At 70.4% G+C, this 21494-nt stretch carries 14 protein-coding genes; 8 read left to right on the top strand and 6 right to left on the bottom strand.

Features of this window, described 5'->3' with window-relative positions:
* Window positions 1-137 precede the first annotated feature (137 nt).
* The 3 genes from NW895_RS19575 to NW895_RS19565 all read left to right on the top strand — a co-directional run bounded on the left by NW895_RS19575 (window position 138) and on the right by NW895_RS19565 (window position 3032).
* Window positions 138-1076: a ComF family protein gene (locus NW895_RS19575; protein WP_289937005.1), complete on the top strand. Its 939-nt coding sequence runs from the start codon at window positions 138-140 to the stop codon at window positions 1074-1076.
* Window positions 1077-1358: 282 nt separating this feature from the next.
* Window positions 1359-2081, top strand: coding sequence for a ribosome-associated translation inhibitor RaiA (gene raiA, locus NW895_RS19570; RefSeq protein ID WP_289937004.1), 723 nt, complete (start codon window positions 1359-1361; stop codon window positions 2079-2081).
* Between the two features lie 204 nt (window positions 2082-2285).
* Window positions 2286-3032 carry a response regulator transcription factor gene (locus NW895_RS19565; protein ID WP_289937003.1) on the top strand — a complete coding sequence of 249 codons (747 nt, stop codon included), beginning with the start codon at window positions 2286-2288 and terminating at the stop codon, window positions 3030-3032.
* 26 nt (window positions 3033-3058) lie between these two features.
* Here NW895_RS19565 and NW895_RS19560 read toward each other — a convergent pair whose 3' ends face one another.
* Both NW895_RS19560 and NW895_RS19555 read right to left on the bottom strand, forming a co-directional pair.
* Window positions 3059-4231, bottom strand: a complete 1173-nt coding sequence (locus tag NW895_RS19560; protein ID WP_289937002.1) for a crosslink repair DNA glycosylase YcaQ family protein — start codon at window positions 4229-4231, stop codon at window positions 3059-3061.
* A 571-nt stretch (window positions 4232-4802) separates the two neighbouring features.
* Entirely contained in the window at window positions 4803-5402 is a 600-nt protein-coding gene (locus tag NW895_RS19555; RefSeq protein WP_289937001.1) for a GNAT family N-acetyltransferase, read from the bottom strand.
* A 271-nt stretch (window positions 5403-5673) separates the two neighbouring features.
* Between NW895_RS19555 and secA the strand changes: the two genes are divergently transcribed.
* On the top strand, window positions 5674-8514 hold the full coding sequence (gene secA / locus NW895_RS19550) for a preprotein translocase subunit SecA (protein WP_289937000.1): 2841 nt from the start codon (window positions 5674-5676) through the stop codon (window positions 8512-8514).
* Window positions 8515-8602: 88 nt separating this feature from the next.
* Here the strand turns inward: secA and NW895_RS19545 are convergent, their stop codons facing one another.
* Window positions 8603-9172: an Rv3235 family protein gene (locus tag NW895_RS19545; RefSeq protein ID WP_289936999.1), complete on the bottom strand. Its 570-nt coding sequence runs from the start codon at window positions 9170-9172 to the stop codon at window positions 8603-8605.
* A 307-nt stretch (window positions 9173-9479) separates the two neighbouring features.
* On the opposite strand from NW895_RS19545, the gene NW895_RS19540 reads away from it, so the two are divergent.
* Both NW895_RS19540 and NW895_RS19535 read left to right on the top strand, forming a co-directional pair.
* Entirely contained in the window at window positions 9480-9995 is a 516-nt protein-coding gene (locus NW895_RS19540; RefSeq protein ID WP_289936998.1) for a hypothetical protein, read from the top strand.
* 89 nt (window positions 9996-10084) lie between these two features.
* Window positions 10085-10750: an HAD hydrolase-like protein gene (locus NW895_RS19535; RefSeq protein ID WP_289936997.1), complete on the top strand. Its 666-nt coding sequence runs from the start codon at window positions 10085-10087 to the stop codon at window positions 10748-10750.
* A 195-nt stretch (window positions 10751-10945) separates the two neighbouring features.
* Here the strand turns inward: NW895_RS19535 and NW895_RS19530 are convergent, their stop codons facing one another.
* Entirely contained in the window at window positions 10946-11512 is a 567-nt protein-coding gene (locus NW895_RS19530; protein WP_289936996.1) for a DJ-1/PfpI family protein, read from the bottom strand.
* 532 nt (window positions 11513-12044) lie between these two features.
* Here NW895_RS19530 and NW895_RS19525 point away from each other — a divergent pair.
* Together NW895_RS19525 and NW895_RS19520 are read left to right on the top strand one after the other, a co-directional pair.
* A complete protein-coding gene (locus NW895_RS19525; RefSeq protein WP_289936995.1) occupies window positions 12045-16991 on the top strand; it encodes an NAD-glutamate dehydrogenase in 4947 nt (1648 codons plus the stop codon).
* Window positions 16992-17126: 135 nt separating this feature from the next.
* Entirely contained in the window at window positions 17127-17591 is a 465-nt protein-coding gene (locus NW895_RS19520) for a GtrA family protein (protein ID WP_289936994.1), read from the top strand.
* A 25-nt stretch (window positions 17592-17616) separates the two neighbouring features.
* Here the strand turns inward: NW895_RS19520 and NW895_RS19515 are convergent, their stop codons facing one another.
* Entirely contained in the window at window positions 17617-19290 is a 1674-nt protein-coding gene (locus NW895_RS19515; protein WP_289936993.1) for a glycosyltransferase family 2 protein, read from the bottom strand.
* Window positions 19287-21488, bottom strand: coding sequence for a CDP-glycerol glycerophosphotransferase family protein (locus NW895_RS19510; protein ID WP_289936992.1), 2202 nt, complete (start codon window positions 21486-21488; stop codon window positions 19287-19289). Before NW895_RS19510 ends, NW895_RS19515 begins: the two co-directional genes overlap by 4 nt.
* Window positions 21489-21494: the final 6 nt, after the last annotated feature.

The following is a 21494-nucleotide window of genomic DNA, read 5'->3' as shown; positions in this document are numbered from 1 at the left end:
CGCTTCGGCCGGGAGATTCCTGTCCGGGACCCCTGGAGGGAGCGGCCGCTTCTGTTGTGTGAAGGCCTGGTGAGTTGCCCACAGGGAGTTATCCACAGGGGTGGTGGGGCGGCTCGGGCGTTGGCACAGTGGTGGGCATGCGGGGGTGGTGGCAGGACCTCACCGACCTGGTGCTGCCGGCCGAGTGCGGAGGCTGTGGACGGCCTCGCACGGTGCTCTGCCAGGAGTGCCGTGCCGCCCTGAGCGGGGCCGCACCGCGCCGGGTGCGACCGGTGCCGGAGCCACCCGGACTGCCGGTGGTGCACGCGGCGGCCCGGTACGCGGACGAGGTGCGGGCCGTGCTGCTGGCCCACAAGGAGCGCGGCGCGCTGGCGCTCGCGGGGCCGCTCGGTGCGGCTTTGGCGGGGGCGGTGCGGGCCGGGCTCGACGAGATTCGGGTACGGGCCGGGCTCGACGAGGGTCGGGTTCGGGCCGAGGGTGGATGGTTCGGGGGTGGAGCCGCCCCTGTGCTGCTGGTGCCGGTTCCGTCCGCTCGTGGGGCGGTGCGGGCGCGGGGGCATGATCCGGCGCGGCGGATCGCGCTCGCGGCGGCGGGTGAACTGCGGCGGACCGGTACGGCCGCTCGCGTGGTGTCCGTGCTGCGGCAGCGGCGTTTCGTGGCCGACCAGTCGGGGCTCGACTTCCGGCAGCGGCTGGAGAACCTCGCGGACGCGCTGGCCGTAACCCCGGGTGGGGCACGGCTGCTGGTCGATGGCCCGGTGGTGCTCGTCGACGACCTGATGACGACGGGGGCCTCCCTGGCGGAGGCGGCACGTGCCGTGCGGGCGGCGGTGCAGAAGAGGCGGGCCGCGGGTGAGCAGACCGCGTGGCCGGTCTCGTACAGGACGGCAAGAGCGGCCGTGTACACGGGAGCAGGGTGGGAATGCAGAGGGGAACAGAGAGCTGGAACGACCGAAGAACAGCCAGGCCGGGGGCCTGCCGGGCCGGGAATGGCGGGCACCGGCTGCGTCGGTGAAGTGATCGGCGCAGCTGTGGTCGCAGCTTCACCGGATTCTTTTGAAAACAACTGGAACTGACTGAGATCTTGCGTCGTTGCAGGTAACGAGAGGGTCAATTCACCTGAACGGAGGTACGCCGGAGTAGAGGGTGACGACATCCGTCCGGGCGAGATATGTTCGGTTGTGAGGGAAAGCCGCAGGCCACACCTCTCAAACCCGAATGCCGTGCCGCGGGTTTTCCGCAATCACCTGCGCTGGTGGAGTGGAGATCCTTTCCGCGGGGGAGGAGGTGGACGTCACCGAGTCCGAGGTTCCGGGGATGACCGGAACCTGGTGCAAAAGGGAGATGCTCCGCCACCGATGCGGAGCGATCCGGGAACGGAGTTCTGCGTGGACATCGTCGTCAAGGGCCGCAAGACCGAGGTGCCCGAGCGGTTCCGGAAGCACGTGGCCGAGAAGCTGAAGCTGGAGAAGATCCAGAAGCTCGATACCAAGGTGATCAGCCTCGACGTCGAGGTGTCCAAGGAGCCCAACCCCCGGCAGGCCGACCGCAGTGACCGAGTGGAGATCACGCTTCACTCCCGCGGCCCGGTGATCAGGGCGGAGGCAGCGGCGAGCGATCCGTACGCGGCGCTCGACCTGGCGGCGGAAAAGCTGGAGGCCAGGCTGCGCAGGCAGCACGACAAGCGTTTCTCGCGTCGAGGCTCCCGCCGGATCTCGGCCGCCGAGGTCCCCGACCACGTCCCGGGCGCGGCGACGCTCAACGGCAACGGCCACAGCGTCCGCGAGGAAGAGCCGGACGTGGTGCCGACCAGGAAGATCGGCTCGCTGGAAGTGCAGGGTGAGGGACCCCTCGTCGTCCGCGAGAAGACCCACGTCGCAGCCCCGATGACCCTCGACCAGGCGCTCTACGAGATGGAGCTGGTCGGGCATGACTTCTATCTGTTCGTCGACTCCGAGACCAAGGAACCGGCCGTCGTCTACCGGCGGCACGCATACGACTACGGCGTGATTCACCTCAGGACGGACACGATGGTCACCCAGACGCACTCTCCCGAGGCGGGCGGCGCGCTCGGCGGTTGACCGTGCGGGGTGACAGCTGATCAGGTGCCCCTGGAGCGCGTGTGCGCCCCCAGGGGCACCGGTGTGCGCCCACTGAGCGCCCCGCGCGGTCACCCCGGTGCCGTCCGGGCATGAAATCATGGCCGCAACGGCTCAACCGGTGGGTCGTTGCCTTGGTTTGGCGATGGCTCAGGACCACAGCCACAGCCTTCAGGGGGAGGAACGATGGCGGACAGCTTCGGACCGCTACAGGGCGAGGATGCCGATGGCGGCGTCGCCGGCACGGGCCCGGATGCGGGCTCTCCACGCAAGGAGCCGATCAGAGTCCTTGTGGTGGACGATCACGCGCTGTTCCGCCGTGGCCTGGAGATCGTCCTCGCGGCCGAGGAGGACATCCAGGTCGTCGGTGAGGCGGGCGACGGTGCCGAGGCCGTGGAGAAGGCCGCCGACCTGCTGCCGGACATCGTGCTGATGGACGTGCGCATGCCCAAGCGGGGCGGGATCGAAGCGTGCACCTCCATCAAGGAGGTGGCCCCCAGCGCCAAGATCATCATGCTGACGATCAGCGACGAGGAAGCCGACCTCTACGAGGCGATCAAGGCGGGCGCGACCGGTTATCTCCTCAAGGAGATCTCCACGGACGAGGTGGCCACCGCCATTCGAGCGGTGGCCGACGGACAGTCGCAGATCAGCCCGTCCATGGCGTCGAAGCTGCTCACCGAGTTCAAGTCGATGATCCAGCGGACCGACGAACGCCGTCTCGTGCCGGCGCCGCGGCTCACGGATCGCGAGCTTGAGGTGCTCAAGCTCGTCGCCACGGGGATGAACAACCGGGACATCGCCAAGGAGTTGTTCATTTCCGAGAACACCGTGAAGAACCATGTGCGCAACATCCTGGAGAAGCTGCAGCTGCACTCCAGGATGGAGGCGGTGGTGTACGCGATGCGGGAGAAGATCCTGGAGATCCGCTGAGGCGGTCCAGGGGCGTCGGCTGACGCTCAGGCGGATATGCGGGTGAGCTCCTTTGTGAGGGGCTCGCGCAGGTCCGGGGCGTCGACGCGTTCCACGCGCACGTCCGTGCAGTCGACCCAGCTCGCGGCCTCGACCAGGGCCTGGGCGACCGCCGGGACCGCCTTCGGGCCGTCCAGCGTGACCTGCTTGGCGACCAGGGTGCGGCCCTCGCGGGCCGGGTCCACGCGGCCGACGAGGTGGCCGCCCGCCAGGACCGGCATCGCGAAGTAGCCGTGCACCCGCTTGGGCTTGGGGACGTAGGCCTCCAGGCGGTGGGTGAAGCCGAAGATGCGCTCGGTGCGGGCCCGTTCCCAGATGAGGGAGTCGAAGGGGGACAGCAGGGTGGTGCGGTGGCGGCCGCGCGGGGGTGTCTCCAGGGCCGCGGGGTCGGCCCAGGCCGGCTTGCCCCAGCCCTCCACCGTGACCGGGACCAGGCCCGAGTCCGCGATCACCGCGTCGACCTGCTCGCCCTTGAGGCGGTGGTAGTCGGCGATGTCCGCGCGGGTGCCGACGCCCAGTGCCTGGCCGGCCAGGCGGACCAGGCGGCGCAGGCATTCGGTGTCGTCCAGCTCGTCGTGCAGCAGGGTGTCCGGGATGGCGCGTTCCGCCAGGTCGTACACCCGCTTCCAGCCGCGGCGTTCGACGCACACGACCTCGCCGTACATCAGGGCGCGTTCGACGGCGACCTTCGTGCCCGACCAGTCCCACCACTCGCTGGTCTTCTTGGCGCCGCCCAGTTCGGTTGCCGTCAGGGGGCCTTCGGTGCGGAGCTGCTTGATGACCTGGTCGTAGGTGCCGTCCGGGAGTTCGTGGTTCCAGTGGGGGCGGTTGCGGTAGGCGCGGCGGCGGAAGGCGAAGTGGGGCCACTCCTCCACGGGGAGGATGCAGGCGGCGTGGGACCAGTACTCGAAGGCGTGCGTGTCCCTCCAGTAGGCCTGTTCGACTGTTGTGCGGCCTACGGCGCCGAGGCGGGCGTACGGGACGAGTTCGTGGGAGCGGGCGAGGACCGAGATGGTGTCGAGTTGCACCGCGCCGAGGTGGCGGAGTATGCCGCGGACGCCCGCCTTGCGGTTGGGGGTGCCGAGGAGGCCCTGGGCGCGGAGGGTGATCCGGCGGGCTTCGTCTGCGGAGAGGTCGGTGGTGGGGCGCGGGGTCGTCATGCCTCCGCACGATAGGGGGTGGGACTGACAGTGGGGGTGGGTGTCGGGTCGCTGGTGAGGGGTCGGCGCTGGGTTGCCGTCGAAGGGGTTCGCCCCCGCCGCCCTTACCCGTTCCCATCCCCAGGGGCTCCGCCCCTTCGGCCCCGCCGGGGGCTGCGCCCCCTGGGGCCCAGGGGCTTTGCCTATTCGGTCTCGCAGGGTGGTTGCTCGTGGGGTGCCCGCCGCCGACCCCAAAGGGTCTTCGGTCCCGTCGGGCGGTTGCGCCCTCCTGGGCTCCCGGGGGGGGGTGCCCGTTCGGCCCCGCCGGTGGGCTGTGTCCCCCGGGCCCACCGGGGGCACGCCCCCTGGTCCCCAGGGTGCGTGCCCCCTAGCCCCCGCCGGGGACTGCGCCCCCTGGACCCCAAGGGCTACGCGCCCGCCCCCCTGCGTGTCTGTTCCGCCCAGCCGGAGGCTGTGTCGTGTGGGCTCGTCCCGCAGGGGCTGCGTCCAGGCCAGGAGTCGCGCCTCTGTGCACCTACCGGAGCCGGCGCCTTCCAGCGTGTCGCCTCTTGAGGTCCCCCGAGGTGTACCGCTACGCGGTGTCCCCGGGCGTGCTGGAGCGGCTTGGGGCGGGGAGGTAGGGGGTCGTTGACGGTAGGCCCAGGTCTGAGGGGAGGAGGGAGCCCAGCCAGCAGTCTCGGCGTACGCCCTTGTTGTCGAGGGCGGCGCGGAGGGTGCCCTCGATGGTGAAGCCCGCGCGTTCGGCTACCGCGCGGGAGGCGGTGTTGCCCACCTCGGCGCGCCATTCGACGCGGTCGACGGACAGGTGGGTGAACGCCCAGCGGGAGGCGGTGACGGTGGCCTTGGTGACGTAGCCGTTGCCGCGGTGCTCCTTGGTCGCCCAGAAACCGATCTCGGCGGCGCCGAGGGAGCGCATGGTGAGGCCGAGCATGCCGGTCAGGTCCCCGGAGGGGAGGAAGAGGCCGAAGGTGTACACGGTGTCGTTGGCCCAGCCGTCCGGGGCCGCCTGTTCCGTGAAGGCGCGCGCGTGCTCGTGCAGGTAGGGCGAAGGGAACTGGGGGATCCAGCGCTGGATGTCGGGGTCCTGGGCGGCGGCGTACACGGCGTCGGTGTCCTGCGGGCCGACCGCGCGGAGGAGGAGGCGGTCGGTGGTGAGCGTGACGGGGTCCATCGGCTGATTCTGCTCGCGGGCCCGGCAAGGTGCCATGCTTTTTCGCTGTGCGTGAGCGGGTGGGCACGAATCGCGTAATCGTCGGTGCTGCGCGGCACCATCCGCGGGCCCCGGACGTTGACCCCTTGGAAGCAAGACGTGAAACACCGGACAGTCGCCGCCACGGCAGGCCTCCCGGCGTGGTGGGGTCCTCGCATACGATGGCCGTTGCTCAGTCAAGTCACATGGAAACCGACCGTCCCAGGCCCGACCGGCAAGGAGACCAACCCCCGTGTCCGTCCTCTCCAAGATCATGCGTGCAGGCGAAGGCAAGATCCTGCGCAAGCTGCACCGCATCGCGGACCAGGTCAACTCCATCGAAGAGGACTTCGTCGACCTCTCCGACGCCGAGCTGCGGGCCCTCACCGATGAGTACAAACAGCGCTACGCCGACGGTGAGAGCCTGGACGACCTGCTGCCCGAGGCGTTCGCCACCGTGCGGGAAGCCGCCAAGCGCGTGCTGGGCCAGCGGCACTACGACGTGCAGATGATGGGCGGCGCCGCCCTGCACATGGGCTACGTGGCCGAGATGAAGACCGGTGAGGGCAAGACCCTCGTCGGCACGCTGCCCGCGTATCTGAACGCCCTCTCCGGCGAAGGCGTGCACATCATCACGGTCAACGACTACCTGGCCGAGCGCGACTCCGAGATGATGGGCCGCGTCCACCGGTTCCTCGGCCTGAGCGTCGGCTGCATCCTCGCCAACATGACGCCGGCCCAGCGCCGTGAGCAGTACGCCTGCGACATCACCTACGGCACCAACAACGAGTTCGGCTTCGACTACCTGCGCGACAACATGGCGTGGTCCAAGGACGAGCTCGTCCAGCGCGGCCACAACTACGCCATCGTCGACGAGGTCGACTCCATCCTCATCGACGAGGCCCGTACGCCGCTGATCATCTCCGGCCCGGCCGACCAGGCCACCAAGTGGTACGGCGACTTCGCCAAGCTGGTCAAGCGGCTGAAGAGGGGCGAGCCCGGCAACCCCCTGAAGGGCGTCGAGGAGACCGGCGACTATGACGTCGACGAGAAGAAGCGCACCGTCGCCATCCACGAGTCCGGCGTCAGCAAGGTCGAGGACTGGCTCGGCATCGACAACCTCTACGAGTCGGTGAACACCCCGCTGGTGGGCTACCTGAACAACGCCATCAAGGCCAAGGAGCTCTTCAAGCGGGACAAGGACTACGTGATCATCGACGACGAGGTCATGATCGTCGACGAGCACACCGGCCGTATCCTCGCCGGCCGCCGTTACAACGAAGGCATGCACCAGGCGATCGAGGCGAAGGAAGGGGTGCCGATCAAGGACGAGAACCAGACGCTCGCCACGATCACCCTCCAGAACTTCTTCCGCCTCTACAAGCGCCACGACCACAACGGCAAGGAGATGCCGGGCCTGGCCGGCATGACCGGTACGGCGATGACCGAGGCCGCCGAGTTCCACCAGATCTACAAGCTCGGCGTGGTCCCGATCCCGACCAACCGGCCGATGGTCCGCAAGGACCAGTCCGACCTGATCTACCGCACCGAGGTGGCGAAGTTCGAGGCGGTCGTCGACGACATCGCCGAGAAGCACGAGAAGGGCCAGCCGATCCTCGTCGGTACGACGTCGGTCGAGAAGTCCGAGTACCTGTCCCAGCAGCTCAGCAAGCGCGGCATCCAGCACGAGGTGCTGAACGCCAAGCAGCACGACCGTGAGGCCCAGATCGTCGCCCAGGCCGGCCGCAAGGGCGCCGTGACGGTGGCCACGAACATGGCCGGCCGTGGTACGGACATCAAGCTCGGCGGCAACCCCGAGGACCTCGCCGAGGCGGAGCTGCGCCAGCGTGGCCTCGACCCCGAGGAGCACATCGAGGAGTGGGCCCACGCCCTGCCGGAGGCGCTCAAGCGCGCCGAGGAGGCGGTCAAGGCCGAGAAGGAAGAGGTCGAGAAGCTCGGCGGCCTCTACGTGCTGGGCACCGAGCGGCACGAGTCGCGTCGTATCGACAACCAGCTGCGCGGTCGTTCCGGCCGTCAGGGCGACCCGGGCGAGTCCCGCTTCTACCTGTCGCTGGGCGACGACCTGATGCGCCTGTTCAAGGCCCAGATGGTCGAGCGCGTGATGTCGATGGCGAACGTCCCGGACGACGTGCCGATCGAGAACAAGATGGTCACGCGCGCGATCGCGTCCGCCCAGTCGCAGGTCGAGCAGCAGAACTTCGAGACCCGTAAGAACGTCCTGAAGTACGACGAGGTCCTGAACCGGCAGCGCGAGGTCATCTACGGCGAGCGGCGCCGCGTCCTGGAGGGCGAGGACCTGCACGAGCAGGTCCAGCACTTCATGGACGACACGATCGACGCGTACGTCCAGGCCGAGACCGCCGAGGGCTTCCCCGAGGACTGGGACCTCGACCGGCTGTGGGGCGCCTTCAAGCAGCTCTACCCGGTGAAGGTCACCATCGAGGAGCTGGAGGAAGCGGCCGGCGACCGTGCCGGGCTGACCGCCGAGTTCATCGCCGAGTCCATCAAGGACGACATCCGCGAGCAGTACGAGGCCCGTGAGGCGCAGCTCGGCTCCGAGATCATGCGTGAGCTGGAGCGCAGGGTCGTGCTGTCGGTCCTGGACCGCAAGTGGCGCGAGCACCTCTACGAGATGGACTACCTCCAGGAGGGCATCGGCCTGCGCGCGATGGCCCAGAAGGACCCGCTGGTCGAGTACCAGCGCGAGGGCTTCGACATGTTCCAGGCCATGATGGAGGGCATCAAGGAGGAGTCCGTCGGCTACCTCTTCAACCTGGAGGTCCAGGTCGAGCAGCAGGTCGAGGAGGTCCCGGTCGAGGACGCCAAGCCGGAGCTGCAGAAGCAGGACGCGGTACCGGCGCAGGCGAACGGGCGTCCGGAGATCCGCGCCAAGGGCCTCGACGCCCCGCAGCGGCGGAACCTGCACTTCTCCGCGCCCACGGTGGACGGTGAGGGCGGCACCATCGAGGGCGACTTCACCGAGGACGGAGAGCCGGTGCGCTCCGAGGCCGACGGCCTCACGCGCGCCGAGCGCCGCAAGCAGGCCAAGGCCGGGCGGCGCCGCAAGAAGTAAGAAGTGACGGTGCCTGCGGCGCCGTAGCGGCTTGGAGGGCCGGGTCACCCGAGGGGTGCCCGGCCCTTCGGCATCCGGGCCGGAGGCCTCAGTCGTCGTCCGGGCGAGGCCTGCGGGGGCCGCCCAGTTCCACCGCCGTGCAGCGCCAGCGGAGGTCCCGGCCGCGCTCCAGGCGGAAGGCCATGGCGCGGAGCTGGTCACCGGCGCCGATGCGGGCGAAGGCCTCCACCGCGCCGGCGCGCGGGACGTAGTAGCCGATGTCGCGGACCACGGGGTGGACGCCGCGGGTGCGCAGGGGGCCGCGTTCGGCCAGCCAGGCCAGTTCGTCGTACGCGCGGCCCGCGGTGTGCCGGAGCATCGAGTGGACGGGGCGCCGGCCGCTGAGCACGGCGAGGAGGAGTTCGGCGAAGACGTCGGTGGGGCGGGGCGGTGGGGCGGCCGGCCTGCGCGGGGCGGCCGGAGGGCGGGTGTCCGTGGGACTCGTACGGGACCGGACGAGGGGGCCCGGGGAGCCGGGTGGGCGGCCGTCGGGCGTCGTCGTGCGGGGCCTGCCGCCGCTGGGGGTGCGGGGCGGGGTGCCGCCGGGGCGGCGGGGGTCGCGGCGGCTCGGCGGGCGGGTGCCGGGGTGGAGCTGGGCCCTGGTCATGACCTTGTTCATGGAGTCCCCGTTCAGTGGGCCCGGGGGATACCGGGCAGTAACTTCGTGGTTGGGGATCTTGTACGGGGCCGTGCAGGGCGGCGGCAAGGAAGCGGGCCCGGGGCCGAGAGCGCCCAAATGTTCACCTATCCGGGTGGTTCGGGAGGCGTGGAGCCCAGAACCGCGGGGGTTCGCCGGGTGACGTTCGGGGCACGGGGTGGACGCCTCCGGCGTCACGGGCAGGAACCCGAAAGGGGACCCCGCACGTATCCTGAAGAGCCTCCGGAGCCTCCGGCCACTAGATAAACGACCACGAAAGCGGCCAGCCATGCGTGTCTACGTCCCCCTGACCCTCTCCGGTCTCGCCGAGGCCTACAAGATGGGTGAGCTGGGGGCCGGTCCGCTCGTCGCGTACGCCGTCACGCCCGCGTTGCGCGAGTGGTACCTGTCCGACGACATCGAGGAACTGGAGTACGCGGCGCTGAGCAGGGCCGCGCTGGCCTCGCTGCGGCTGCTGGCGGCGGAACCGGGGGCGGCCAGGCGCCGGGTCGTGGTCGCCGTCGACGTGCCGGACCGTGCGGCGACCGCGGACCCCGACCGGGGGCTCGATCCGGCCGCGCTCGGCGAGGTGCGGGTCGCCGGGGCCGTGCCGCTGGCCAAGGCGGCCTCGGTGCATGTCGACTCCGGCGACGCGGAGGCGGACGTGGCGGCTGCCGCGGAGGCGCTTGCGGCCGCGGACGGTGGGGACGACGACGCGCAGTTCGTCGTGGACGGGGCCGAGGACCACGAACTGCTGTGGTACGCGACGCAGGAGATCCCGAATCTGGTGGGGCTCGGGGACTGAGGCCGGGCGTTCACCCTCGGTGCCGCGTCGACCTGCCGTTCTCTTGATTGTCAGTGGTGGCGGGTACGTTCTTGGGCATGGGGACGGGCATGAGGAAGCGGGCAGGGGTGCACATCGTCTGGGACTGGAACGGCACGCTGTTCCACGACAATGACGCGATCATCGGGGCGACGAACGCGGCGTTCGCCGAGCTGGGGCTCGAACCGATCACGCTGGAGCAGTACCGGGAGCTGTACTGCGTGCCGGTGCCGAAGTTCTACGAGCGGCTGTTGGGCCGTCTGCCGACGGATGCCGAGTGGGAGGTCATGGACGTGACCTTCCATCGGTACTACGCCGAGCACCGGGTGCGGTGCGGGCTGACCGAGGGTGTGGCGGAGCTGTTGGTGCAGTGGGGGGCGGCGGGGCGTAGTCAGTCGCTGCTGAGTATGTACGGCCATGAGGAACTCGTCCCGTTGGTGCGGGGGTTCGGGATCGAGACGCACTTCCTACGGGTCGACGGGCGGACCGGGCCGTCCGGTGGCAGCAAGGCCGAGCACATGGTGCGTCACCTCTCGGCGCTCGCCGGGGTGGACCCCGCTCGTACGGTGGTGATCGGGGACGCCGCCGATGACGCGGTGGCGGCGCGGTATGTGGGGGCGCGGGCTGTGCTGTACACCGGGGGGTCGCACAGTCGGGCGAGTTTGGAGGCGGCTGGGGTTCCGGTGGTGGATACGTTGGGGGAGGCGGTGGCTGAGGCGGAGCGGTTGGCTGTGTAGGGCTGGGCTGGGGGTTGGTTCGAGTGGGGTTGGCTGTGAGGGGCCCGGCGTCGGGGGCGGCCCACCGCGGCTGCCCCCACCCCGCGCCGCCCCGACTGCCCGCGCCCCCGACGCCCCGACTGCCACACCCCCCCGCCGCCCGCCTCCCCCCCCGCCTGCGTCGCCTGCCCCCAGCTGCGCAGCTCAGCCGCAGCCTCAGCTCACCGGCGCCTTGGCACGCAGTACCCGCAAGAACTCCCGCATCCAGCCCGGGTGGTCCGGCCATGCGCGCGACGAGACCAGGGTGCCGTCGACCACCGTTTCGGTGTCCTTGAAGACGGCGCCGGCGGACTGCATGTCGGGTTCCAGGGCGGGGTACGCGGTGACGCGGCGGCCACGGAGGCCGTCGACCGCCGCGGTGAGGAGCGGGCCGTGGCAGATCTGGGCGACCGGTTTGTCCGCGTCGAAGAAGGACTTGAGGATCTTGCGTAGTTCGGGATCGTTGCGGAGGTACTCGGGGGCCCGGCCGCCGGGGATGACGAGGGCGGCGTACTGGCCGGGATCGACCTCGGAGAAGGCCAGGTCGGCGGGCCAGGTGTAGCCGGGCTTCTCGGTGTAGGTGTCGAAGCCCGGCTCGAAGTCATGGACCACGAACTGGAGCTTCTTGCGGGTGGGGGCCGCGATATGCACGTCGTAGCCCTCTTCACGGAGGCGCTGGTAGGGGTACAGGACTTCCAGGGACTCCGCTGCGTCGCCGGTGACGATGAGGATTTTTGCGGTCATGTCGGCAACGTGCCTCTCCGCGGGCCGATTGCCAAGAGGGCCCGCCGGTTTCCGGGCACTCCGCACGCGCCTGCGCCCACTACGACGGCTTCCTCCCCTTCGTCCCTGTGCAGAACGTCAAACTTCCACCCCCGGATTTGTACACATACGGCTCATGACGGGCCCCCTGTAAGGAGCGATAGCCTTAGTGGCGTGATCAGCGCGATAGCTCGCGGGGGCATCGGCGCCCCTGCCCCGCGCCCGGAGAGCACGGACGACATCCGTGACCGGGTGACGGCCGCTGGTCTTCGTGGGCGGGACGGGGCATCGAGACTCCCGGGGACGCCGGGCACTCCTGGGGACAAGGCGCGGCGGAGAGCAGCGTCACACCCGCGGGACAGCTCAAAAGTGGCTCATATTTCCCCGCTCATCTCACCTTGCGGCATAGCGTCGAAACAGACCGGACACCCCGCGTCACGACGGTACGTCGGAAGGCCGGAGACCGTACTTCCTTCAACGTCACGCAACGGCGCGCGACAGGAGCCAGAGGACAATGCAGACCAAGCTGGACGAAGCCAAGGCCGAGCTGCTCGAACGGGCCGCCCGGGTAGCTGAGAACAGCCCGGTCGGGGGGCACCTACCGACTGGGACGACGAGCGAGGGCACCCCGGACACCCCGGACAGCGAATCCGTGCTCGCGTTCCTCCAGCGCTACTACCTGCACACCGCCCCGGAGGACCTCGCCGGCCGTGACCCGGTCGATGTCTTCGGCGCCGCGGTCTCGCACTACCGGCTGGCCGAGAACCGCCCCCAGGGCACGGCCAGCGTGCGGGTCCACACCCCGACCGTGGAGGAGAACGGCTGGACCTGCAGCCACACGGTCGTCGAGGTGGTCACCGACGACATGCCCTTCCTCGTCGACTCCGTGACCAACGAGCTGACCCGGCAGGGGCGCGGTATCCACGTCGTGATCCACCCGCAGTTCCTGGTGCGGCGCGACGTCACCGGCAAGCTCGTCGAACTGCTCACCACCCGGCCCGACGGAGCCCTCCCGCACGACGCGCACGTGGAGTCCTGGATCCACGTCGAGATCGACCGCGAGACCGACCGTGCCGACCTGAAGCAGATCACCGCCGACCTGATGCGCGTCCTGTCCGACGTCCGCGAGGCCGTCGAGGACTGGACCAAGATGCGGGAGGCGGCCGTACGCCTCGCCGACGTGCTCCCTGAGGAGCCCGCCCCCGCCGACCTGCGGCCACCGGAGGTCGAGGAGGCCCGTGAGCTGCTGCGCTGGCTGGCCGACGACCACTTCACCTTCCTCGGCTACCGGGAGTACCAGCTGCACGGCGACGACTCCCTCGCCGCCGTCCCCGGCACCGGCCTCGGCATCCTGCGTTCCGACCCGCACCACGCGGACGAGGAGAGTCACCCCGTCAGCCCGTCCTTCGAGCGGCTGCCCGCCGACGCCCGTGCCAAGGCCCGTGAGCACAAGCTGCTCGTCCTGACCAAGGCCAACAGCCGCGCGACCGTGCACCGGCCGTCGTACCTGGACTACATCGGCGTCAAGAAGTTCGACGCGGACGGCAATGTCGTCGGTGAGCGGCGCTTCCTCGGTCTGTTCTCCTCCGCCGCGTACACCGAGTCCGTGCGCCGGGTCCCCGTCATCCGGCGCAAGGTGGAGGAGGTCCTGGAGAGCGCCGGGTTCTCGCCCAACAGCCACGACGGGCGGGACCTGCTGCAGATCCTGGAGACGTACCCGCGCGACGAGCTGTTCCAGACCCCCGCCGACGAGCTGCGGTCCATCGTCACCTCCGTCCTCTACCTCCAGGAACGGCGCAGGCTCCGCCTCTACCTGCGCCAGGACGAGTACGGGCGCTACTACTCCGCCCTCGTCTACCTGCCCCGCGACCGCTACACCACCGGCGTCCGTCTGCGGATCATCGACATCCTGAAGGAAGAACTCGGCGGCATCAGCGTCGACTTCACCGCCTGGAACACCGAGTCGATCCTCTCCCGGCTGCACTTCGTGGTCCGCGTCCCGCCGGGCACCGAGCTGCCGCAGCTGTCCGACGCCGACAAGGAGCGCATCGAGGCCCGTCTCGTCGAGGCCGCCCGCTCCTGGGCCGACGGATTCGCCGAGGCGCTGAACGCCGAGTTCGGCGAGGAGCGCTCCGCCGAACTGCTGCGCCGGTACGGCAACGCCTTCCCCGAGGGGTACAAGGCGGACCACAGCCCGCGCTCCGCGGTCGCCGACCTCGTCCACCTCGAAGAGCTCAGCGATGAGGACGGCAAGGACTTCGCGCTCAGCCTCTACGAACCGGTGGGCGCCGCGCCGGAGGAGCGCCGCTTCAAGATCTACCGCAAGGGCGACTCCGTCTCCCTGTCCGCCGTGCTGCCGGTCCTCAACCGGCTCGGCGTCGAGGTCGTGGACGAGCGGCCGTACGAGCTGCGCTGCTCGGACCGCCGTATCGCCTGGATCTACGACTTCGGGCTGCGCATGCCCAGGTCGCAGAACGGCAGCGGGGACTACTTCGGCGACGACGCCCGCGAGCGCTTCCAGGACGCCTTCGCCGCCACCTGGACCGGCAAGGCGGAGAACGACGGCTTCAACGCCCTGGTGCTGAGCGCCGGGCTGCACTGGCGGCAGGCGATGGTGCTGCGCGCGTACGCCAAGTACCTGCGCCAGGCCGGGTCCACCTTCAGCCAGGACTACATGGAGGACACCCTCCGCAACAACGTCCACACCACCCGGCTGCTCATCTCCCTGTTCGAGGCGCGGATGTCGCCGGACCGGCAGCGCGCCGGCCTGGAGATCGTCGACGCCCTGCTGGAGGAGCTCGACGCGGCCCTCGACCAGGTGGCGAGCCTCGACGAGGACCGGATCCTGCGGTCCTTCCTCACCGTCATCAAGGCGACCCTGCGCACCAACTTCTTCCAGGAAGCGGCCGGCGGCAAGCGGCACGACTACGTCGCCATGAAGTTCGACCCGCAGGCCATCCCCGATCTGCCGGCACCGCGTCCGGCGTTCGAGATCTGGGTGTACTCGCCGCGCGTCGAGGGCGTGCACCTCAGGTTCGGCAAGGTCGCGCGCGGTGGTCTGCGCTGGTCCGACCGGCGTGAGGACTTCCGGACCGAGATCCTCGGCCTGGTCAAGGCGCAGATGGTGAAGAACACCGTCATCGTGCCGGTCGGCGCGAAGGGCGGCTTCGTCGCCAAGCAGCTGCCGGACCCGAGCGTCGACCGCGACGCGTGGATGGCCGAGGGCATCGCCAGCTACCGGACCTTCATCTCGGCGCTGCTCGACATCACCGACAACATGGTGGCCGGCGAGGTCGTGCCCCCGCCGGACGTCGTCCGGCACGACGAGGACGACACCTACCTCGTCGTCGCCGCCGACAAGGGCACCGCGACCTTCTCGGACATCGCCAACGAGGTCGCCGAGAAGTACAACTTCTGGCTCGGTGACGCCTTCGCCTCCGGTGGCTCGGCCGGTTACGACCACAAGGGCATGGGCATCACCGCCCGCGGCGCCTGGGAGTCCGTCAAGCGGCACTTCCGGGAGCTGGGCGTGAACACGCAGGCCGAGGACTTCACGGTCGTCGGCATCGGCGACATGTCCGGTGACGTGTTCGGCAACGGCATGCTGCTGAGCGAGCACATCCGCCTGGTCGCCGCCTTCGACCACCGGCACATCTTCATCGACCCGCACCCCGACGCGGCCACGTCCTACGCGGAGCGCCGCCGCCTGTTCGAGCTCCCGCGCTCCAGCTGGGCCGACTACAACACCGAGCTGCTGTCGGCCGGCGGCGGGGTGTTCCCCCGTACGGCCAAGGCGATCCCCGTCAACGCGCACATCCGCGAGGCCCTGGGCATCGAGGGCAAGGTCACCAAGATGACCCCGGCGGACCTGATGAAGGCGATCCTGAAGGCACCGGTGGACCTGCTGTGGAACGGCGGCATCGGTACGTACGTCAAGTCCTCCGTCGAGTCCAACGCGGACGTCGGCGACAAGGCCAACGACGCCATCCGCGTCGACGGCAAGGACCTGCGCGTCAAGGTCGTCGGTGAGGGCGGCAACCTGGGCCTGACCCAGCTCGGCCGGATCGAGTTCGCGCGGCACGGCGGCAAGATCAACACGGACGCCATCGACAACAGCGCGGGTGTGGACACCTCCGACCACGAGGTGAACATCAAGATCCTGCTCAACGGCCTGGTCCAGGACGGCGACATGACCGTCAAGCAGCGCAACAAGCTGCTCGCCGAGATGACCGACGAGGTCGGCAGCCTGGTCCTGCGCAACAACTACGCGCAGAACACCGCGATCGCCAACGCGCTCGCCCAGTCCAAGGACATGCTCCACGCCCAGCAGCGCTTCATGCGCCACCTGGTCCGCGAGGGGCACCTGGACCGGGCCCTGGAGTTCCTGCCCACCGACCGCCAGATCCGCGAGCGCCTCAGCCAGGGGCAGGGCCTGACCGGTCCGGAGACGGCCGTGCTGCTGGCGTACACGAAGATCACGGTCGCCGAGGAGCTGCTGCACACCTCGCTGCCCGACGACCCGTACCTGCGCGGCCTGCTGCACTGCTACTTCCCGACCGCGCTGCGCGAGCAGTTCCCCGAGCGTATCGACGGCCACCCGCTGCGCCGCGAGATCACCACGACCGTCCTGGTGAACGACACGGTCAACACGGGCGGTACGACGTACCTGCACCGTCTGCGCGAGGAGACCGGCGCGTCGCTGGAGGAGATCGTCCGGGCGCAGACCGCGGCCCGCGCGATCTTCCGCTCCGCCGAGGTGTGGGACGGGGTCGAGGCGCTCGACAACAAGGTCGAGGCCGCCGTGCAGACCCGTATCCGGCTGCACTCGCGCCGCCTGGTCGAGCGCGGCACGCGCTGGCTGCTCAACAACCGGCCGCAGCCGCTCCGGCTCGCCGAGACCGTCGACTTCTTCGCCGAACGTGTCGAGCAGGTCTGGTCGCAGCTGCCGAAACTGCTGCGCGGCGCGGACCTGGAGTGGTACCAGAAGATCCACGACGAGCTGACCGGCGCCGGCGTCCCCGACGAGCTCGCCACCCGTGTCGCCGGGTTCTCCTCGGCCTTCCCGACGCTCGACATCGTCTCGGTGGCCGACCGCATGGGCAAGGAGCCGCTGGACGTCGCCGAGGTCTACTACGACCTCGCCGACCGGCTGCGCATCACCCAGCTCATGGACCGCATCATCGAACTGCCCCGCGCCGACCGCTGGCAGTCCATGGCCCGCGCGGCGATCCGCGAGGACCTGTACGCGGCGCACGCGGCGCTCACGGCCGATGTCCTGGCGGTGGGCAACGGATCGTCGACGCCCGAGCAGCGCTTCACGCTGTGGCAGCAGAAGAACGCGGCGATCCTGGGCCGGGCCCGCACCACCCTGGAGGAGATCCAGAGCTCGGAAACCTTCGACCTCGCCAACCTGTCGGTGGCGATGCGGACGATGCGGACGCTGCTGCGGACGCATTCGTAGCCGTACGCCGGCGCGTACGACACGCCGTACGACACCTGAGGGCGCCCCGGGCCGCAAGGCTCGGGGCGTTTCTTCATGGCGTGCCCTAGGGGGAATCGAGGGAAGGACTTACTGTCTGCGGATATGGCTTGAGATGTGACAGTGAACCTCTCCGAGGAGCGAGTGGCCGCTCCCGCCCCGCCGGTGAAGCGACCGCTGAAGCGCGTGGTCCTCGAACTGGTGACGTTCGCGATCGTCGGCGGAAGCGGCGTCGCGGTGAACTTCCTGGTCTTCAACGTGCTTCTGCACAGCCTGCACCGGTCGGCCATGGTCGCGACGGTGCCGGCCAGCCTCGTCGCCATGGGCACCAACTACCTCGGCTTCCGGTATGTCACCTACCGGGACAGGGCGTCCCGCACACGGCGCCAGGTGGCGCTCTTCTTCGTCTTCAGCGGAATCGGCGTCGCCATGGAAAGCGGCCTGTTCTACCTCGGGTACCACGGCCTGGGACTGCACGGGCCGATCGAGTCGAACGCCGTGAAGGCGTCGTCGATCGTCCTCGCCTCCGCCTTCCGGTTCCTGGTCTACCGCACCTGGGTCTTCCAGCACGCCGAGCCCTGAGCCGCGCCCCCTGCCTGAGCGGCCCCTACCTGAGGACGCTCGCCACCAGTCGCGCCGCTCTCTTCACCCTCGGCCGCGCCACCCTCCGGGCCACCGGCCGTATCACCCTCGCCGTCACGCCCACGGGCTGCCACCGCACCTGGAGGCGGCCCGGACCGTGGCCCTCCGGTTCGACGGTGACCTGGTGGGGGGCCGCGCCGGCGTGGTACTCGACGCGGGCCGTGAGCGAGGGGAAGACCAGGGGGGCCAGGAGGAGGCCCGTGTGGGCCAGGCCCTGGTGTTCGAGGCGGAGGACGGGGTGGCGTACGCCGTCGAAGCCGTGGAGGGGGAGGAGTGCCGCCGCCAGGTCCAGGCGGACGTGGCCCTCGAAGACGCCGGGGCGGACGGGGCAGAGACGGAAGGGGACCCTCAGGCGGCGTCGGCCGGGGGTCAGGAGGAGGGTCGCCCGGTGCGGGCCGACCGGGAGGCGCAGGGCCGGGTCGTACGTCCGGACGGTCAGGTCAACGGAGGCTCCCGGGCCCCGCGCGATCCGCGTGATCTCATGGCGGAACCGGGCGTCGGGGAAGGGGCGGGTGTCCAGGTCGAGGTCGGTGATGTCCAGTTCGCGGCGCGCCTCGTCCGAGGACGGGACTCGGTCCCCCCAGTACGTCCGCCCCTGAGCGTCCGTCGTCACCGCCCTCGGCGCCACGCCGTGGCCCAGGCCCCGGGCCGCCAGACGCGCGTCGGAGAAGCGGCGGTCGCGGATCAGCCGCAGGACGACGCGTTCCGCGCGCGGGAGGCGGGCGTACGCGCCGGGGGCGAGCGTCGCGAGGTACGGGTTCACGAGGTCCGCGAAGGACGCCAGCCACTCGTCGTCCCGGTACGGCAGGTCCCCGGCGTACATCCGGAAGTCGTGCTTGAGGAACTTGTGGTCCTTGTCCTCGCGCAGCCACTCGTGCCCGCTCTCGACGAGGAAGGCGTCGATGAGGTGCTGGACGCGTATCCGGTCGCGGACGTTGGTGAGTTTGTGCCGCTGGTTGGATATCGAGGCGGTGTCCAGGGCCGCGTACGGCGCCACGTACCAGCGGTAGACCGGCTCCGGGACGATCGTGAACGCCTTCGCCAGGCAGTACGCCTGCGCCGAGAACAGCTGGTCCTCGTAGTGGATGCCCTCCGGAAAGCGCAGACCGTGGCGGTCGAGGAACGCGCGGGCGTACATCTTGCTGGTCGCCAGGTGTTCGAAGAGCAGTCGCGGGTCGGCCGCGATGCCCTCGACGGTGCGGCGCTCGGCCACCAGGTGCGGCATCCAGACGGAGCGGCGGCCGTTGTCCTCCCGTACCCGCTGCACCGCGCCCATCGCGAAGTCGATCTCGCGTTCGCGGTGCGCGGCGAGCAGCGACTCGACGGCCCGTTCGGGAAGTTCGTCGTCGCTGTCGAGGAACATCAGGTACGGCGCCCGGGCGATCTCCACGGCCCGGTTGCGCGGGACACCGCAGCCGCCGCTGTTCTCCGCCAGGCGGAGGTGCACGATGCGGGGGTCCTCGGCCGCCAGCGCCCGTGCCACCGCCGGTGTCCCGTCCGTCGAGTGGTCGTCGCTGATGATGATCTCTATGTTCTCGTGGGTCTGGCGCCGGACGGACGCGACGGCCCGGGGAAGGCGTTCGGCGTCGTTGTAGACGATGACCGTCACGGTGACGTCCGGGCGCGGGTCGGGGGTCATACGGCCTCCTGGGGGCTCGGGGCCGGCGTGCGCGCATCGAGCGGGAGCACCGGCGGCAGCGACTCCTCGTCCTGGCCGAGGAAGACCCGGCGTACGACACGTTCGGCGGCGCGTCCGTCGTCGTACTCGCAGAACCGGCGGCGGAAGGCGGCCCGCGCCTTTGCCGCGCCTTCGTCACGCCAGGCGTCCGTGGTGAGGATCTCCGCCAGTTCCTCCTGGGCCCGGGCCACCGGGCCCGGCGCCTCGGCCATGAGGTCGAAGTAGACGCCGCGGGTGGTGCGGTACGTCTCCCAGTCGTCGGCGTGGATCACGATCGGGCGGTCGAGATTGGCGTAGTCGAACATGATGGACGAGTAGTCGGTGACCAGGACGTCCGCCGCCAGGCACAGCTCCTCGACCGGGTCGTAGGACGAGACGTCGAGGATGCGGCCCGTGCGGCGCAGGCCGGTCAGGGGGGAGGCGGCGCCGGCGTAGAAGTAGTGGCCGCGGACGAGCAGGACGGTGTCCTCGCCCAGGCGGTCGGCCAGGGCGGCGAGGTCGAGGCGCGGGGTCCAGCCGGCCTCGTAGTCGCGGTGCGTGGGGGCGTAGAGGACGGCCCTGCGGCCGGGCGCGATGCCGAGCCGTTCGCGGATCGCGCGGATGTCCTGGGCGCCGGCCGTGTAGTAGACGTCGTTGCGCGGATAGCCGTAGTCCAGGGAGACGTAGCGCGCGGGGTAGGCGCGCTCCCACATGCGGGTGGTGTGGCTGTTGGCGGAGACGCTGTAGTCCCACTTGTCGACGCGTTCCAGCAGGGCCCGGAAGTCCATGCCCTGGGCGGCGGCCGGGAACTGCATCTGGTCCAGGCCCATGCGCTTGAGCGGGGTGCCGTGGTGGGTCTGGACGTGGACGGCGTCCGGGCGTTTGACCACCGCGCCCGGGAAGTTGACGTTGTTGACGAGGTACTTCGCCCTGGCCAGCACCTCCCAGTAGCGGCGGGTGCCGGGGACGACGTGATCCGTGCCGGGCGGGAGCAGTACCGCGTTCTTCGCGGTCACCACCCACACCGGGTGGATCCGCGGGGCCAGTTCGGCGAGTTTGGCGGCGATGGCTGCCGGGTTGCAGGCCACTCCGCGGTCCCAGTAGGCGGAGAAGACGGCCAGGTCCGGGTCGACCGGGCGGCTCAGCGCCTGGCGGTACTGGTGGTCGCGGACCTTGACGCCGGCCTGGCGTCTTCGGGTCCGCACGGCCGATCTGACGGCGCGGCGCGTGCGGTTGGCGACCTGGAAGGCGCGGTACCTGGTGTAGGCGCCCTCTTCGAGGAGTGAGCGGCGGATGCCTTCGAGGCCGGCGGGGCGCTGGTAGCCGTCGGGGCGCCGGCGCAGTGCCGCCAGTGACGCCCGGCGGAAGAACTCCCGCGCCACCGGGTCCGGCATGCCGCCGCGGGCGAAGGTGCGCAGGCAGTCGCGGACCATGACGGTGTACAGGACGGCGTGGGTGGCCGGGCGGCCCCTGGCGAGGTCGAGGAGGGTCTCGTAGCGGTCGACGAGGGCGTAGTACTCCCGCGCGGTGAGCGGCGGGAGGCTCTCGGGCCGCAGCCGGCGGTCCTCGTAGGCGGGGTGGGGCAGGCAGGCGACGCGGTCGGCGAGGAGGAGGGCCGCGTACGCGGCGAACGGCTCGTCGTCCGTGGTGAGCAGCCGCTCGTGTGTCCGCCAGAACCCCGCACGGACGACCCGGGTGCCGAGCAGCGGGGTCAGGCGCAGCAGGGACGCGCGCTCGTCGAGGGTGAGGTCGGCGCGGCCGGCGCGGGCGAGGAGGGGGCCGTCCCGGGAGGGCAGGGCGGACGCCTGCCAGGTGCTGCGGACGTGGTCCAGGAGCAGGACGTCCACCGCCTCGGGGAGTTCGGCGAGGCGCTCGGTGACCGTGTGCGGGGCGCCGGCGGGCAGTCCGTCCTTGGCGTGCACGAAGTGCAGCCAGCGGCCGGAAGCCCGCGCCGCCCCCGCCGCCCGGGCCTCGGCGTCGCTCGTCCCGTCCGGCAGGGGCACCACCTGGAACGCGGGCGTGTGCCGCTCGGCCGTCTCCCGGGCCCAGGCGCCGACCGCGGCCACGATCACCTCGGTGTCGGGCAGGGGGTGGGCGTCCAGGGAGTCGAGAAGTCCGGTCAGGTGGTCCTGGGTGTTGGGGCCGTGGACGATGACGCTGAGGACGGGGGTCTCGGGCATCGCGGG

This window comes from Streptomyces sp. S.PNR 29 (assembly GCF_030386795.1).
Lineage (GTDB): Bacteria > Actinomycetota > Actinomycetes > Streptomycetales > Streptomycetaceae > Streptomyces.
Note: the sequence above shows the minus strand (reverse complement) of the source record. Positions and strands in the feature narration are given on the sequence as shown.

Bases quoted from the DNA above. Each gene is read 5' to 3' on its own strand.
- NW895_RS19575 (WP_289937005.1), top strand. From the start codon at position 138: ATGCGGGGGTGGTGGCAGGACCTCACCGACCTGGTGCTGCCGGCCGAG.
- raiA (WP_289937004.1), top strand. From the start codon at position 1,359: ATGCGGAGCGATCCGGGAACGGAGTTCTGCGTGGACATCGTCGTCAAG.
- NW895_RS19565 (WP_289937003.1), top strand. From the start codon at position 2,286: ATGGCGGACAGCTTCGGACCGCTACAGGGCGAGGATGCCGATGGCGGC.
- NW895_RS19560 (WP_289937002.1), bottom strand. From the start codon at position 4,231: ATGACGACCCCGCGCCCCACCACCGACCTCTCCGCAGACGAAGCCCGC.
- NW895_RS19555 (WP_289937001.1), bottom strand. From the start codon at position 5,402: ATGGACCCCGTCACGCTCACCACCGACCGCCTCCTCCTCCGCGCGGTC.
- NW895_RS19545 (WP_289936999.1), bottom strand. From the start codon at position 9,172: ATGAACAAGGTCATGACCAGGGCCCAGCTCCACCCCGGCACCCGCCCG.
- NW895_RS19540 (WP_289936998.1), top strand. From the start codon at position 9,480: ATGCGTGTCTACGTCCCCCTGACCCTCTCCGGTCTCGCCGAGGCCTAC.
- NW895_RS19535 (WP_289936997.1), top strand. From the start codon at position 10,085: ATGAGGAAGCGGGCAGGGGTGCACATCGTCTGGGACTGGAACGGCACG.
- NW895_RS19530 (WP_289936996.1), bottom strand. From the start codon at position 11,512: ATGACCGCAAAAATCCTCATCGTCACCGGCGACGCAGCGGAGTCCCTG.
- NW895_RS19525 (WP_289936995.1), top strand. From the start codon at position 12,045: ATGCAGACCAAGCTGGACGAAGCCAAGGCCGAGCTGCTCGAACGGGCC.
- NW895_RS19515 (WP_289936993.1), bottom strand. From the start codon at position 19,290: ATGACCCCCGACCCGCGCCCGGACGTCACCGTGACGGTCATCGTCTAC.
- NW895_RS19510 (WP_289936992.1), bottom strand. From the start codon at position 21,488: ATGCCCGAGACCCCCGTCCTCAGCGTCATCGTCCACGGCCCCAACACC.